We start from the raw sequence: 16,367 nt of genomic DNA, 5'->3' as shown, positions 1-16,367 counted from the left end.
TTCGATGCAGCTAGGGTCTTGAACAATCGAGAAGATCAGGGTCCCGAAATGCCCTGTGGGGAACGCGTGAAAGCCCGGAGGTTCTTCGCCGGAGTGTTTGCCACTGTTGGCAACGCCCTCTAAACAGTTGAGTGGATGTCAGCGGGGGCGGATATCCGAAGATCGCTTTGGGATAAAATGACCAGTCATCGCGTAAGCAAGGGCCGCGTCGCACGCAACGTGCTGCGAGCCGGAACGGCCCTGGGACTCATCGGCTGCAGCGTCTTCGCCATTGCGGACGCACGCGCTGAAACCGTCGCCGATGCACTCGTCAAGGCCTACCAGACCAATCCACAACTCAACAGCGAGCGCGCGCGCCAGCGCGCCACCGATGAGAACGTGCCGCAGGCCATGGCCGGCTATCGCCCGCAGGTCGCGGCGACGCTGAGCTACGGCCTGCAGGCGGTGCGCAACCTGCTGCCGGACAATACGATTCAGGGCGCCACCCTGAAGCCGTGGACCATCGGCGTCACCGTCACCCAGACGCTGTATAACGGCAACCGCACAGCCAACAGTGTCCGCATCGCCGAATTCCAGGTGCAGTCGGGCCGCGAGGCGCTGCGCAATGTCGGCCAGGGCGTGCTGCTCGATGCCGTCACCGTTTACATGAACGTGCTCGCCAACCAGTCGCTGGTGGAAGCGCAGCGTTCCAACGTCACCGCTCTGCGCGAGACGCTCGACATCGCCAAGAAGCGCCTCAATGCCGGCGACGTGACGCCGACCGACACGTCGCAGGCGGAAGCCCGCCTTGCCCGCGGCCAGGCCGACCTCAACGCCGCTGAAGTCGCACTGTCCATCAGCCAGGCCACCTATGCCCAGATCGTCGGCGTGATGCCGAGCCGCCTGAGCCCGGCGGAGCCGATCGACCGCCTGCTGCCACGCGGCCGCGAGGATGCGATCGCGCTGGCCTTCAAGGGCCATCCGGCCGTGCTTGCCGCCGGATTCGACGTCGATGTGGCGACTACCAGCATCAAGGTCGCCGAGGGCAGCCTGCTGCCGACGCTGACGCTGCAGGGCAGCGCCAGCAAATCGAGCCAGTCGGACCAGACCCTCGGCACCTATGGCACCGACCAGGCCTCCATCGTCGGCCAGCTCAATGCCCCGATCTATGACGGCGGCCTCGGCGCCTCGCAGACGCGGCAGGCCAAGCAACTGTCGACCGCGAGCCGGCTGGTGCTGGAGATGGTCCGCAATCAGGCCCGCACCGCCGCCATCGGCGCGTGGGTGTCCAATGAAGGCGCCAAGACGGCTGTGAGCGCCGCCGAGGCCGAAGTGCGCGGCGCCGGCGTGGCGTTGCAGGGCGTGCAGCGCGAGGCCGCAGGCGGCCAGCGCACCACGGTCGAAGTGCTGAACGCCCAGCAGGATCTGATCCTGGCCAAGGCCCGCCTGATCGGCGCGCAGCGCGACCGCGTGATCGCCTCCTATGCCCTGCTCAGCGCCATCGGCCGCCTCGACGTCAAGACGCTCAACCTGAAGACACCGGACTATCTGCCGGAAGTGCATTATCACCAGGTGCGCGACGCCTGGCACGGCCTGCGCACGCCGGACGGGAAGTAGTGATTTCGTAGGATGGGTAAAGCGCAGGCGCACAGCGCCTGAGCGAAACCCATCAGCCGAACCGCGCGACGACTTCCATTGATGGGTTTCGCTTCGCTCTACCCGTCCTACTGTTTTCGCGCGATCGCAGCACCAAGGGCCGTCACCAGCGACGTCAGGTCATATGGCTTGCGGATCACCGGCACGGCATCGAGCGCCGCCGGAATGAGACTGGTCTCGCCATAGCCCGTGGCGAACACGAACGGCACGCCGAGCTCGCTCAGCATATGCGCCACCGGCATCGAGCTGCCGTTGCCGAGATTGACGTCGAGAATCGCCACATCCGGCTTGAAGCTCGCGAGCAGCGCTAGCGCCTCCTTCACTGACGCGGCCGTCTCGACCCGCGCGGCGCCCTCGCCGGCCAGCATGGTCTCGACATCCATCGCGATCAGCAATTGATCCTCGACCATCAGCACATCGAGCCCGCGCATGGAGGCCACCGGGCGCTCGTCGATGCGCTTGGCCTGGCGTGTGCGCGCCGCCGCCGGCGCCGGCCAGGTGACGAAGCGCGCCGGAATCCGCAGACGCACGCGCGTGCCGGCGGGATCGTAATCGACATCGCTCTCGCCACCGAGATCATAGGGAATGCTGCGGCCGATCAGCATCGATCCGAAACCCGGCTTCGACGGCGGCCTGACGATGGGACCATCGCTTTCCAGCCAGCGGATCTCGCAATCGCCGCTGTCGAGCCGTTGCCATCTCAGCGAGAGGCGGCCGAGGCTCACCGACAATGCGCCGTATTTCGCGGCATTGGTCGCGAGCTCGTGCAGCACCAGCGCCAGCACCGAATAAGCGCGGGCATCGAGCATCACTTCGGGACCGGCGACATCGATCTCCTTCACGGCCTCACGATAGGGTGACAGCTCCGCATCGATCAGGCTCTTCAGCCCGCCACCACCGGCGCCGCGGATCACCTGATCATGGGCGAGCGACAGCGCCTGGATGCGGCCTTTCAGCGAGGCGACATAATCCTCGATGCTGCGCCCCTCTTCCACCGGATGCGAGACCAGCGACTTGATCAGCGCCAGGATGTTCTTGACGCGGTGATTGAGCTCTTCATTGAGCATCTTCTGGCGCAGATCGGCCTTGTGGCGTTCATCGGCCAGCAGCTCGTTGTGACGCAGCACCACTTCCACCAGCGCAGCCCGCGTGGCTTCCGCCGTGTCGCGCTCGCTCTGCAGCCACGGTTCGGACTGCAGTTCGACTGTTTCCTTCCAGATCTCAAAACTCTTGCGCGGCGTCAGACGATCGCCGAGCGGGCCGGTCTCGTAGGTCTTATTGGGATCGCCGGCCCAGTTCACGGTCTGCGCGACTTCGCTGCGGAAAAACAGCAGATAGTCGCGCGGCAATTGCGACAGCGGCACGGCCAGCACGCCGGCCACCAGCTCGCTGTAGTCGGCGGCTTCCGGCAAGCGATCCGACAATGCGCTGGTGGCCCAGACGCGCCCCTCGGCAGCGGAGTTCACCAGCGCCATGAGCGCGGGAATGGCGTCGGCCGGCGGCACCCTGCCGAAGCCGGTCCAGCTATCGTTGAAAAAGATGCCGACGCCGTCGCATGGCATCAGCTCGCGAAAATCGCGGATATTGTTCTTGAGCAGATCCTCGACATCGCCGTGATGCGAGACATTGTGCAGCAGCTGGTCGAGGTAGCGGCGCGCGCGTTCGCTCGCGGCCAGCTTGCGCTTCTGGATCAGCGAGGCGAGCTGCATGGAGAAAAACTCGCCGAACATCTCGGCGGCGACGCGCTTCTCCATCGACAGCGCGCGCGGCGCGTAATGATGGCAGGCGATCAGCCCCCACAATGCGCCATCGAGAATGATGGAGATCGACATCGACGCGCCGACGCCCATATTGCGGAGATATTCGCAATGGATCGGCGACACGCTGCGCAGATGCGCGAAGGACAGGTCGAGCGGCTCGCCGGAGCTGTCGCGCTCCGGCACAATCGCGACACGCGCGCAGGACGAATCCGAAACGATGCGCACGGTGTTCTGCAGATAAAGAATGCGTGCCTGTTTCGGGATGTCGCTGGCCGGGAAATGCTGGCCGAGAAAGCTCTCCAGATCGCCGCGACGGGCCTCGCTGATGACGCGGCCGGAACCATCATGGGCGAACTGATAGACCATCACCCGGTCATAGCCGAGCGCACCACGCAGCAGGCGCGATGCATTGTCGAACAGCATGTCGAGATCGTTGCACTGGCCGATGCGGCCGATCAGGAGGCGCGACAATTCCAGCGGCGGCGTCGCCTCGACGGGATCGACGGGCTCGAACTCGACGATATTGACGCCGTGCTGGCGATGCACGGCGACATTGAACGACGTGTCGGTATGCGCGACCTTGAAGTCGATCAGCAGGCCCGCGCGCTGCTGGCTGCCCCATTTGGCGATGGCGTTGCGAATGTCATGAGCCGGTTTCTCGCCGATGAGATCATCGAGACGGCGGTCATTGATCTCGCCGGAGATGCCGAGCATGGCACCTGCATTGGCCGAATGCCGCCGCACCATCCCCACCGAGCCGTCGCAAGCGAGCAGGCAGCCGTAAGGCTGGATGCTGCCGGGGATATGAATCGGCTCGCGGTCGCAATTGGTGAGATCGACGGGATCAGTCGTGGTGAGCATCAAGTCTCTCTTGGCGGCAATCCGCGCAGGCAATAAGCGGGAGAATGCCATGTCCTGAGACTTTGACAAAGAAACACCCGCCGCGGCTTCCCCGAAACGGTTGGAACCCGGCTTGACGATCCTAACAAGCGAGCCGTGATTTTGATCCCGGCCATGCTGGATTTTGTATGGTGGGCAAAGCAAAGCGTGCCCACGCTACAGGTTACAGCCGTCGTTAGGCCTGACGTGTGCGTTTTGCAAAGAAGGTCATCAGCACCGGTAACGTGATGAGGATGACCAGCGGCGCCAGCATCATGCCCATGACCACCACCACGGCCAGCGGCTTCTGCACCTGGGAGCCGACGCCCTCGGACAGCGCCGCCGGCAACAGACCGACACCCGCCACGATACAGGTCATGAGCACCGGCCGGAGCTGCAGCTCGCCGGCCTTGATGACCGCCTTGATGCGCTCCATCCCCTCATCGATGAGCTGGTTGTATTGCGAGATGATCAGGATGCCGTCCATCACGGCGATACCGAACAGCGCGATGAAGCCGATGGCCGCCGAGACGCTGAATGGAATGCCGAACAGGAACAGGCCGAGCACACCGCCGAACACCGCCATCGGGATCACGCTCATGGCCAACAGCGTGTCGGCCATGGAGCCGAAATTGAACCACAACAGCACGCCGATCAGCAGCAGGCTGATGGGCACCACGACGGACAGGCGCGCGATGGCATCCTGCAGATTGCCGAATTCGCCGACCCATTCGGTGCGCGAGCCAGCCGGCAGCTTGACCAGCGCATTGACCTTCTCATGCGCTTCCTGGATCGCACTGCCGAGATCGCGTTCACGCACCGAGAACTTGATCGGCAGGTAGCGTTCCTGGTTCTCGCGATAGATATAGGCCGCGCCGGAGATCAGGTTGATCGAGGCGACCTCGCTGAGCGGGATCTGCGTGATGGTGCCGTTCGGTCCGGGCGCACCGATGCGCAGGTTCTGGATCGCCTCCGCGCTACGGCGGAATTCAGGCGCAAGACGCACCACGATCGGGAAGTGACGATCGCTGCCGCCCTCATAGAGGTCGCCGGCGCTGTCGCCGCCGATCGCCACCTTGATGGTGGCATTGATGTCGCCCGGCGCGAGGCCATAGCGCGCGGCCTTGGCGCGATCGATGTCGATCTGGATGGTCGGCTGGCCGAGCGAGGTGAACACCGCGAGGTCGGTGACGCCCTGCACGGTGGACAGCACGTCCTTGATCTCGTTCGCGGTCTTGGTCAGCGTCTCCAGATCATTGCCGTAGAGCTTGATCGAGTTCTCGCCCTTCACACCGGACACCGCTTCGGAAACGTTGTCCTGGAGATATTGCGAGAAGTTGAATTCGACGCCCGGGAATTTCGTCTGCAGGTCCTTGAGCAGACGCGCCGTGAGCTCGTCCTTGTCCTTCGTCCCCGGCCACTGTGCGACAGGTTTCAGCGGCGTGAAGAATTCCGCATTGAACAGGCCGGCCGCGTCGGTGCCGTCGTCGGGACGGCCATGCTGCGACACCACCGATTCCACTTCGGGCTGCTCGCGGATGAAGCGGCGCATTTCGTTGACGTAGGTATTGCCCTCCTGCAGCGAGATGGTCGGCGGCAGCGTGGCGCGGATCCACATATTGCCTTCTTCCAGCTTCGGCAGGAATTCGAGGCCGAGCAGCCGGATCATGATCGCGGTCGCGACCAGCAGCGCAGCGGCAATGCCCATCACCGCGGCACGGCTCTTCACCGCCCAGTTCAGGACCGGCATATAGAGGTGATGCAGCTTGCGGACGATCCAGGTCTCGGTCTCCTGCACATGGGCAGGCAGGATCAGGGCCGACAGCGCCGGGGTGATGGTGAAGGTGGCGATCAGGCCGCCGGCCAGCGCGTAGGCATAGGTGCGCGCCATCGGTCCGAAGATGTTGCCTTCGACGCCCGAAAGCGTGAACAGCGGCAGGAAGGCCGCAATGATAATCGCCGCGGCGAAGAAGATTGATCTCGACACGTCGGCGGACGCACTGAGGATGCCGTGTTTCTTCATCCCCATGATGGTCTCGGGGGATATGTGGCTCTTCTCGGCATCCGACAGCGGCGTCGTCTGCGTCAATCGCCTGAAGATCGCCTCCACCATGATGACGGTGCCATCGACGATCAGGCCGAAATCGATGGCGCCCACCGACAACAGATTCGCGGACTCTCCCCGCGCGACCAGAATGATGACGGCAAAGAACAGCGCGAACGGAATCGTGGCGCCGACGATCAATGCGCTGCGCAGATTGCCGAGGAACAGCCACTGCAGGAACACGATCAGCAGGATGCCGACCACCATATTGTGCAGCACCGTATGGGTGGTGATGTCGATCAGATCCTTGCGGTCATAGATACGCTCGATCCGCACGCCGGGCGGCAGCACATTGCCATTGTTGATGGCACGCACCGCCTTCTCGACATTGGCGATCGTCGGCGAACTCTTCTCGCCACGCCGCATCATCACGATGCCCTGGACGATGTCGTCGTCATTGTTGAGGCCGGCAATGCCGAGCCGCGGCTTTTCGCCCACCGTAACCGTGGCGACATCGCGGATCAGCACCGGATTGCCACCCGTCTGCGAGATCATCGTGTTGGAGATGTCGTCGATCGAGCGTATCAGGCCGACGCCGCGCACCACGGCCGATTGCGGGCCGATATTGACCGTGTTGCCGCCAACATTGATGTTGGCATTGCCCACTGCGGTGAGCATCTGCGGCAGCGTCAGGCCATAGGCGACGAGCTTGTTGAAATCGACCTGGATTTCATAGGTCTTGGTCTTGCCACCCCAACCGACGACGTCGATGACACCCGGCACCGCGCGAAAACGGCGTTGCAGGACCCAATCCTGCAGGGTCTTCAGATCGAGCACGCTGTAATTCGGCGGACCGACCAGACGATAACGGAAGATTTCGCCGACCGGCGACAGCGGGGAAATGCCGGGCTGTGCATTGTTTGGCAATTGGCCGAGCTGCGCTAGCCGGTTCAATACCTGCTGCAACGCTTCATCATACGTATAGTCGAACGAGAATTGCAGTTTGACGTCGGACAGACCGTAAAGCGAGATCGTGCGGATCGTCTTCAGATTTTTGATGCCGGCGACCTGGGTCTCGATCGGGATCGTGATGTAACGCTCGATCTCCTCGGCCGAGAGGCCGGGCGACTGCGTCACGATGTTCACCATCGGCGGCGTCGGATCTGGATAGGCTTCGATGTTCAGCTGCTGAAAGGCGAAGATGCCGCCGATGAACACAGCGAGAAACATGCCAACCATCAGGAAACGACGGTCGACGGCAATAGAGACGAGACGATCCATCCAGATCGGACCTTTCAGAAAAGCCGAAGCTGGAACTTAGCTAGCAGACGCCACGCGATCGATGAACAGGCTACCGCGGGTGACGATCTTCTCACCCGGCCGGAGGTTGCCGAACACTTCCACCAGGCCCGCATTGGTCATGCCGGTCTTGATGGTGCGCAGCTCGATGGTCTTGTCGTCATTGGCGACCCAGACGCGGACCTGATCGCCTTCATAGATCAGCGCGGTCTTCGGCACGCCTACGGTCGGCTGCTCGCCCGGCGCATAGATCGTCACCGTGGTGAACATTTCCGGCTTCAGCAGGCCGTTGCTGTTGTTCAGCGTGGCGCGGACCTGCAGGCGGCGCGTGGCGGGATCGAGCGCGGTGGCGACATAGTCGATGCGACCGGTCATCACGCGGCCCGGCAGCGCCAGCGCAGTAAAGGTCATTTCCTGGCCGACCTGCACCGAGGCTGCTTCGGTCTCGCGCACATAGGCATTGAGCCAGACGGTGGAGAGATCGCCGATCACGAAGACGGGATCGCTGGCGCCGGCGCTGATGAACTGGCCGGGACCGACCTTGCGCTGGACCACGGTGCCGGCCAGCGGCGAGAACACGGTGGTCTCCGGATTGATGCGGCCCTTCTCCTGGAAGGCGGTGATCGCATCTTCCGTGAGACCGAGAATGCGCAGACGGTTGCGCGCGGCCTCGAGCGCAGTATCCGCGGTGCGCAGATCATTTTGCGCCTGCAACAGGGTCGCCTGCGCCTGCTGATAATCCTTCAGCGGCACAGCCTTGCCTTCAAACAGATCCTTGGCGCGCTTGTCCTGGATCGTGGCCAGATCGAGCTGCGACTTCGCCTTGTTCGCCGCGGTGACGGCGGCGACGAAATCATTCTGCGCGCCGACCGTGTCGGCAGCCTCGACCACGAACAGCGGCTGGCCCCTGACCACCTGATCGCCCGGCTTGGCGAGCAATTTCGTGACGCGGCCGGCATAGGGCGAGAAGATCGGCGTGGACTTGTCTTCATCGACGGCGATCTTGCCTTCGGTGACCGATTCCGAACGGAACGACTTCACCGTCACCGGCTCGATGGTCAGGCTCGCCCATTCGGTTGCGCTCGGCGTATAGCGTTGCGGGTTCTTGCGGGACTGGCTGGAGACGTCGGAATGCTTCTGCGGCGCCCCGGTGAGCTGCGTATAGGCATAGCCGCCGGCGACGAGAATGACGGCCGCGCAAGCGCTGAAGACCAGCTGCTTGCGGCTGAATTTCGAAGATCCCTGGTTCACGTTCGTCACCTGCCGAGCCCTTAAATCGAGAGTCCGCTTATGCCGCGGCGTTTTGTCTCATTATGCGCGCTATTAGTGCGCATATGGACGTTGAGACAATCAAAAAACGCAGGTCAGACCCGCATTTTTGATTAAACTTTCGTTTGGTCGCAAAGCAATCATTATTTTGCGGACCCCCATACCGGTGGACAAGATCCGAGCGCAACCGCCGGATGAGCCCAATATGTTGGGGTGGCCCCTAGCACGGCTGCATGACGAACAGCCGACAATCGGCCAAAGCCTGACGGCATCTCTTCCGCGAGCGCCGCGATCGCATCGCCGGCGATATCCGGCGCATTCAAGCCATTTTCAAGGCGCCCCATCTCCCATAACCATTTTCCGGTGCGCGCCAGCGAGACCTGGACATGCCAGCTGCCGCCTTCCCGCGCCTGGCGGAGTCTTGCCATCAGTGCGCCAAAAGCCATGAGGTATCCGGTCGCATGATCAAGCATCTGCGCCGGCAGCTCTTTTGGGCCCGCGAGGCCTGCTGCCTGCCCTTCGGCGTGATTGAAGCCGCTGGCGCACTGGACCAGTGAATCGAAACCGCGACGCCCGGACCATGGCCCGCCGCGGCCATAAGCGGAGAGCGAGACATAGATGACGCCGGGGCTGATGCGTGCGGCATCCTCCGGCGCAAAGCCGCGCGCCGCCAGTGATTGCGGGCGATAGCCCTGGGAGAAGATATCGGCGTCGGCGAGCAGGCCGCGCAGTGCCTCCCTGCCCTGCGCGGTGTCGAGATCGGCAAAGCATGCCTGCTTGCCGCGGCCTGTATCGATGGTGAGCCACGGGATCGCGGGAAGCCTGGGGCTGGAGACCAGCATCACGTCAGCGCCGTGCGCTGCGAGCGTACGTCCGGCAACAGGTCCCGCGATGACGCGTGAGAGATCGAGCACGCGCAGGCCGGCCAGCGGACGATCGCCGGCAGGCCACGGTTTTGGCGCGACGTCGCCGATCCTGGTGACCTCGACCAGCGGCAGGTCGGCGATCGCTTGCGCCTGCGGCAACGCCATCCACTCATCATGGCTGCGCATCAACGCAACGACACCGCCAGCCGCATCAGCCGCGGTTTCAAAAGCCTCGCCTTTCCACTGCATCAGCGCGGCCTGCACGGCATCGCGCTCGGGCGCGCAGGACAACACGGAGCAGACCGCATCACGGTGATGCGGGAAATTGGTGTGCAGGCGGACGAACCGGCCGTCGCCGGTCTTGTAGACGCCGGCAATCGCGTCCCATGCGGGCGGTGGCGGATGGCCGTCGCAGCGCAGATAGCGCTCGCTGCGGCATTCGACGACGGCGTGGCGCATATCGACGGCGACGGATTGCGCCTGCCCGCTGCGCACGCGCCAGATCTCCGCAGCGGCAAGACCCGCCGCAGCGATCGACACTTGAGCGGCAGCGCCGGCGCGGAACGAGGACGGCAGCGCGGGCTCGTCACCGGTCAGCACGATGCGATCCAGCGCGGCGCGCTCGCCGCCCAGATCGGTCCACAGCTCGGCAAGCATGTCGCGCGGCGTCTGCATGGGTGTCTGACCTGAGAAACGGTGGCTGATGCATGCCAGCAGACCGTATTCGCATCCTGCAGGTCAACGACTGAACGGTTGCTGAACGAGATCAATGAAAGTCGCGCGAGCGCGGCAGGATACGGACATCGCGCGGGTGGCGGATGCGCTGGGCGGGGTTGTCGGGATGTTCACGGCGGTCGTCATTCAGCGGTTCGGGGCCAGATAGCATGCGTCGCGGCGGGCCGAGCGCATCATTGGCCAGGTATCGCAGCTCATCGGAACGATCGACCAACCGCTCGGCGACGAGATGAACCACCTTCTCCTTGCTGCTCTGGATACGACCTTCCACCCAGATCAATCGCGCGCCCATCACTTCCTTACGAAACTTCTCCATCACCTTCGGCCACACCACCACATTGGCGATGCCGGTTTCGTCTTCCAGCGTCATGAAGATCACGCCGTTTGCGCTACCCGGCCGCTGCCGCACCAGCACGACGCCGGCACAGCGCGCCGGGGTGTTATTCGGAGACGCAGCGACGGTCGCGCATGTGGAGACTTTCTCCGCGGCGAACATGGCGCGCAAGAATTCCATCGGGTGGCCTTTGAGCGACAGGCGAATGGTCTGGTAGTCGGCGACGACCTCCTCGGCGCGCGGCATCTGCGGCAGCGGTGCGGCATTTTCATCAGGCAGTTCGCGCGCCGTCGCGGCCTCGAACAGCGGCAACGGCTTGTCATCCGGCAGACGCCGCACCGCCCAGAGCGCTGCGCGACGATCGAGGCCGATGGAGCGGAACGCATCGGCATCAGCCAGCATGATCAATGCGCGCTTCGGCAACGCGGTGTCGCGGGCGAAATCCTCCAGCGTGGTGAAGGCGCGTTTCTCACGCGCTTCGACGATGCGGGCGCCCCAGTCTTCTGAAGGAGGCGGCGGGTTCTTCTTGCTTTGCCTCAGCCGCTCTTCATCAGCATCGGCCCACTTGAAGCCATCGATCTGGCGAAAGCCGAGACGGACGGCGTGGAGTGCGCCACCGATGTCGTCGAGCGTATTCTGCGAATGGCTGTATGAGACGTCAATGGGTAGAACCTCGACATCGTTCTTCTGCGCGTCCTGCACAATCTGCGACGGTGCATAGAATCCCATCGGCTGGGAATTCAGCAAACCGCAGCAGAAGACGTCAGGATGATAGTATTTTAGCCATGACGAGACATAGACGAGCTGTGCAAATGCGGCTGCATGGCTTTCAGGGAAACCGTAGCTACCGAAGCCCTTGATTTGTTCGAAGCAGTTCTTGGCAAAAATCTTGTCATAGCCACGCCGGATCATGTTGCCGACCATCTTCTCTTCAAAGGTACCGATGGTGCCGATATTACGAAACGTGGCCATCGCCCGGCGCAAGCCGTTCGCCTCCTCTGGCGTGAACTCTGCCGCCTTGATCGCGATACGCATTGCCTGTTCCTGAAACAGCGGAACACCAAGCGTTTTGTGCAGGACATCGTGAAGTTCGTTCTCATCCCCCCCTTTGGGATAAGGATAGACAATCTTGTTCGGGTCCATCTCCCGGCGTTTCAAATAGGGGTGCACCATGTCGCCCTGGATCGGTCCGGGACGAACGATGGCGACCTCAATCACGAGGTCGTAAAATGTCTTAGGCTTCAAGCGGGGCAACATGTTCATCTGCGCTCGGCTTTCGACCTGGAAGACACCAAGGGACTCGCCGCGCTGAAGCATGGCAAATACTGGCTTGGCCTCTTTCTTGTTTTGGACTTTGATATCCTTCAACTCATAACGTCGTCCCTTATGCTGGAAGATCAGCTCGAAGCATCTCCGGATGCAGGTCAGCATGCCCAGCGCGAGCACGTCGACCTTCATCATCTTCATCGTATCGACATCGTCCTTGTCCCATTCGATGAAGGTACGGTCGTCCATGGCCGCATTGCCGATCGGAACATAGGTGTCGAGACTGTCCTGTGTCAGCACATAACCGCCGACATGCTGCGAGAGATGACGCGGGAATTCGATCAGTTGCGTCGCCAGCGCGACGGCCTGCACGATGGCGGGATTGGACGGATCGAGACCGGCCTGCTTCACCTGCATCTCGTTGAGACCCTTGCCCCAGCTGCCCCAGACGGTGTCTGCCAGCGCCGAGGTGACGTCTTCGGTCAGCCCGAGCGCCTTGCCGACATCGCGGATCGCCGAGCGCGGGCGATAATGGATGACGGTGGCGATGATCGCGGCACGGTGGCGACCGTAGCGGCGATAGACATATTGCATCACCTCCTCGCGCCGGACGTGCTCGAAATCGACATCGATATCCGGCGGCTCCAACCGCTCCTTGGAAATGAACCGTTCGAACAGGAGATCGACCTCGGCGGGATTCACCGAGGTAACATCCAGCATGTAGCAAACCGCTGAATTAGCTGCCGAGCCACGCCCCTGGCAGAGAATGCCCTCGCGGCGCGCGAATTGAACGATGTCGTGGACTGTCAGGAAATAGTGCGCATATTCGAGCTCCCTGATCAAAGCGAGCTCCTTGTGCAAGGTCGCTTCCAGCTTCTCATCGACCGTGTTGGGGAAATGCCGCCGATAGCCTTCCCATGTCAGGTCTTCGAGATGCTGCTGCGCCGTCTTGCCTGGTGGCACGGGCTCATCGGGATACTGGTATTTGAGCTGATCGAGCGTGAAGGTGATGCGGTCGGAAAAACGGATCGTCTCGGCAATGGCATCCGGATAGTCGCGAAACAGCCGCGTCATCTCGGGCGCCGGTTTGAGATAACGCTCGGCATTGGCCTGCAGTTTTCGGCCGACTTTGTCGACCGTCGTCTTCTCGCGAATGCAGGTCAGAATATCCTGCAGCGGCCGCTGGCTGTCGTCGTGATAAAGAACTTCATTTGTGGCAAGCAACGGCACACGGGCGGTGGCAGCGATACGTTCGAGCCGTGCGAGACGCCGCTTGTCGTCGCCATGATGCAGGAAACTTGCAGCGAGCCATACATTATCGGGACATGCTCTGGTCAAACGATCCAGCGTTTTGAGCGCGGTGACCTTATCGAAACGATGCGGCAGGGACACAATACATAGCTGCCCTTCCGAAAAAGCGATGAGATCGGCGAAAGTCAGGTGACAATCGCCTTTATCTGCATTGAGCTTTCCGCGACTAAGCAATTGGCATAGCCGACCATAAGCATCGCGATCTCGGGGATAAACGACGATATCGGGCGTATCATCCATAAAAACGAGGCGTGCGCCGATCAGCAGACGTGGAGGATGCGAGACCTCCTTTTCATTTCCCAACTCTTTATAGGCACGAACGACGCCCGCCAGCGTATTGTGATCGGCAATGCCGATGATCGGCAGGCCGATCCTGCTCGCCTGATGCACATAGCTTTCCGGATGCGAGCCACCGTGCAGGAACGAGAAATTGGTAGTGATGCCAAGTTCGGCATAGACCGGCGCCGGTGATCTGGCTGCACGCTTGCTCATGCGAACAGCCCATGCACGAACCATTTCGGATCGACGCGCTTCCCCTCCTTGTCCAGGATTTCGCCATAGAGCCCATCGCGAAAGATCCAGAGCCGCTGCCCGATATCGTCCTCGATGCGAAAGTAATCGCGCGTCGGCTGCGGCTCCTGTGAACGCCACCACTCCATCGCAATACGTTCCGGGCCTTCGGCGCGGCGCACAGTGCGATTGATCCGTCGCCATGTGAAGGAATGCGGCGGCTTGTCGGGAAATTCAGCAAGCGCCACATCGATCGGCTCGGGCCGTTCGAACAGGCGCAGCGGCCGCAGCGGCGGCTCGCCGGTGATGCGCAGCGGCCATGGCGCCAGAGAGGCTTCGATCAGCCCCCATTGTGCCGGCATCGGATGTGCTTCCTGTTCCGGGATATGCGTATCGACCGGTAGATGCACGAGCACACGACGCGGGCCGATGCGGGCCGACAGACGATCCACCAGCCCGATCACCTCGTCATTGTCCTGCACACGGCTGTCGAGATCGCTCTGTTGCTGCACCACGACTTCGCTATGGCTGGCCGACAGGCGGATCATGTCGAAGCCGAAGCCGGGATCGAGCGGATCTGCGATGGCGTCGAGGCGCTCGCGAAACAGGCGGTCGACGACCTCGACGCGGTTCACCGCCTGCCCGGTCTGTGCGGCGATGACACGGACCACGCCATCGGTGCGGAAGAACGCAGCTTCCAGCAGGCGCGCGCCTTTGCCCTGCTTGTCCATCGCCGCGATCAGCATGCCGGCCAGGGCATGCAACGTCGTGGTGATCACAGCGTCAGTGGCAATGGGTTCGGGGAAGCGTTTTTCGACGATGTAATCGGGCAGTGGTTTGCGCGGCGAGATCGGGCTATCGCCCTGCCCCAGCGCGGCTTCAAGAAGGGCGGTGAAAGCCGCGCCAAAACGCGCGGTGATCTCGGCGCGACCGCGCGCGGCGACATCGCCGATGGTCTTGAGGCCGGCGCGGCGCAGGCCGCGGATGACAGCCTCATCGGCGCCGAGCGGATGCAGGGGCAATGGCTTCACGGCCTTCGCCTCGTCGCCCGCCGCGACGATGCGGCCATGCCTGTGGCGGCTCAGCGTGCGCGCGCAGATCGCGGTGCCGGCAATCGCGGCGCTGGCGTTAAAACCCTGCTTGGTCAGCGTGGCGCAGAGCTGCTCCATCAAGCCAGCCTCGCCGCCGAACAGATGGGCGCAGCCGGTGATGTCGAGAAACAAGCCATGCGGCGCATCGAGCGCTACCAGTGGCGTAAAACGGTCGCACCAGTCGGCAATGGCGTTGAGCAATGCGGTGTCGGCGACAGGATCGGCATCGCAGACATCGATATCGGGGCAAACCGCGCGCGCATTGGCGAGCGGCATGCCGATCTCGAGGCCGAGTTTTGCCGCAGCATCGTTCACCGCCGTGATCTGCCAGGCATTGCTTTCCTTGGCAGCAACGATGAGCGGCTTATGCGCGTCGTGCAACGCGCCGCTGCGGGCGCGCTGGCGCTTGATACGGTCGGTCGGAAGGCGCGGCAGCCACAGGCTCAGAATGCGCCGCTTCACGGAAAAGGCACTCATCACATTTCCATTCCATGATCCATCGGCCGGTCTGGCCATGGCGATTGCGAACAAGTTGTGTGTCGAGGATCGGTGCTCCCCAGGCTTCCCACGGCGCTGTCGGTGGCGAACGCGCGGCCTGCACCACCCAGCGCGTCTCCGCCGTGCTGACCATCGGCAAAGCCGAGGTGCGCAGCATCACGCAGCTGACACCGGAGCTTTGGGCGGCGAGCGTGTATTTGCGGCTGGCGACGAGATCGAAGGCGCGCACCTCGCCCCACAGGTCGAGCACCACGGCGCCGAGCGCATCGCAGGCCAGCGCATCGGCGCCGACACGCAACGCCATCTCATGATCGGCGGCCGCGACCTGCACGATGCGGCGCGGATCGAGGCCAAGCTCCTTGAGCCCGCTCATGGCCAGCGCACCGCCTTCGCGGGCAACAAAATCCTGACGGATCCAGAGCAGCGGTTTGCCTCTGGTCAGGCGCTGGGCGATGCCGGCGACGAAACCTGTCGCGGCGCCCACCTGCCGTGTCTCCAGCGCGAAGACCTCATGCAGGGTTCCACGCACAAGGCCGCCTTGCAGCATGCTGTCCGCCTCGGCATGGCCAAGCGCCACGCGATCGAGGCGCGTGGTATCCTCATGCCCCTCGATCCGTTCGATGCTGCCGCGCAGGCGCGCAAGCGTGTCCGTGCGTGCGCTGGTCATGCGCCGCTCCTCAAAATCTTTGCCAGTGATGGGTTTTCAATGAACCCGTGACTGGCTCATTTGTTCATGATGTGTTCTATATAACGCCGAGAGGCTTGGACGAGTCAATCGGGATCGCGACCCAAATTTTCGCGGCGGTATTGGAAGGAATTTGGAATGGACGTGAAGCGCAAGCTGGAGATCCTCGCGGATGCTGCCAAATA

The 16,367-nt window shown here is 62.7% G+C and carries 8 protein-coding genes; 1 reads left to right on the top strand and 7 read right to left on the bottom strand.

The window, feature by feature from the left end; genetic code table 11:
- Positions 1 to 177: 177 nt before the first annotated feature.
- Entirely contained in the window at positions 178 to 1,596 is a 1,419-nt protein-coding gene (locus ACIQ17_RS12345) for a TolC family outer membrane protein (RefSeq protein WP_398468906.1), read from the top strand.
- A gap of 107 nt (positions 1,597 to 1,703) precedes the next feature.
- Here ACIQ17_RS12345 and ACIQ17_RS12340 read toward each other — a convergent pair whose 3' ends face one another.
- From ACIQ17_RS12340 to ACIQ17_RS12310, 7 genes are all read right to left on the bottom strand, one after another.
- Positions 1,704 to 4,256 (bottom strand): HWE histidine kinase domain-containing protein, encoded by a 2,553-nt coding sequence (locus tag ACIQ17_RS12340; RefSeq protein WP_398468904.1) that lies wholly within the window; start codon positions 4,254 to 4,256, stop codon positions 1,704 to 1,706.
- A gap of 214 nt (positions 4,257 to 4,470) precedes the next feature.
- A complete protein-coding gene (locus ACIQ17_RS12335; RefSeq protein ID WP_398468902.1) occupies positions 4,471 to 7,599 on the bottom strand; it encodes an efflux RND transporter permease subunit in 3,129 nt (1,042 codons plus the stop codon).
- A 36-nt stretch (positions 7,600 to 7,635) separates the two neighbouring features.
- Complete coding sequence (locus tag ACIQ17_RS12330; protein ID WP_398468926.1) at positions 7,636 to 8,805, bottom strand: efflux RND transporter periplasmic adaptor subunit; 1,170 nt, start codon at positions 8,803 to 8,805, stop codon at positions 7,636 to 7,638.
- A gap of 224 nt (positions 8,806 to 9,029) precedes the next feature.
- Positions 9,030 to 10,427: a CoA transferase gene (locus ACIQ17_RS12325; RefSeq protein ID WP_398468900.1), complete on the bottom strand. Its 1,398-nt coding sequence runs from the start codon at positions 10,425 to 10,427 to the stop codon at positions 9,030 to 9,032.
- A gap of 91 nt (positions 10,428 to 10,518) precedes the next feature.
- Positions 10,519 to 13,890 (bottom strand): error-prone DNA polymerase, encoded by a 3,372-nt coding sequence (locus ACIQ17_RS12320; protein ID WP_398468898.1) that lies wholly within the window; start codon positions 13,888 to 13,890, stop codon positions 10,519 to 10,521.
- Complete coding sequence (locus ACIQ17_RS12315) at positions 13,887 to 15,476, bottom strand: Y-family DNA polymerase (protein ID WP_398468896.1); 1,590 nt, start codon at positions 15,474 to 15,476, stop codon at positions 13,887 to 13,889. The genes ACIQ17_RS12320 and ACIQ17_RS12315 overlap by 4 nt, the downstream gene beginning before the upstream one ends.
- Positions 15,364 to 16,164, bottom strand: a complete 801-nt coding sequence (locus tag ACIQ17_RS12310) for an ImuA family protein (protein WP_398468894.1) — start codon at positions 16,162 to 16,164, stop codon at positions 15,364 to 15,366. Before ACIQ17_RS12310 ends, ACIQ17_RS12315 begins: the two co-directional genes overlap by 113 nt.
- Between the last annotated feature and the right edge of the window lie 203 nt (positions 16,165 to 16,367).

This window comes from Tardiphaga sp., assembly GCF_044340795.1.
Classification (GTDB): domain Bacteria; phylum Pseudomonadota; class Alphaproteobacteria; order Rhizobiales; family Xanthobacteraceae; genus Tardiphaga.
Note: the sequence above shows the minus strand (reverse complement) of the source record. Positions and strands in the feature narration are given on the sequence as shown.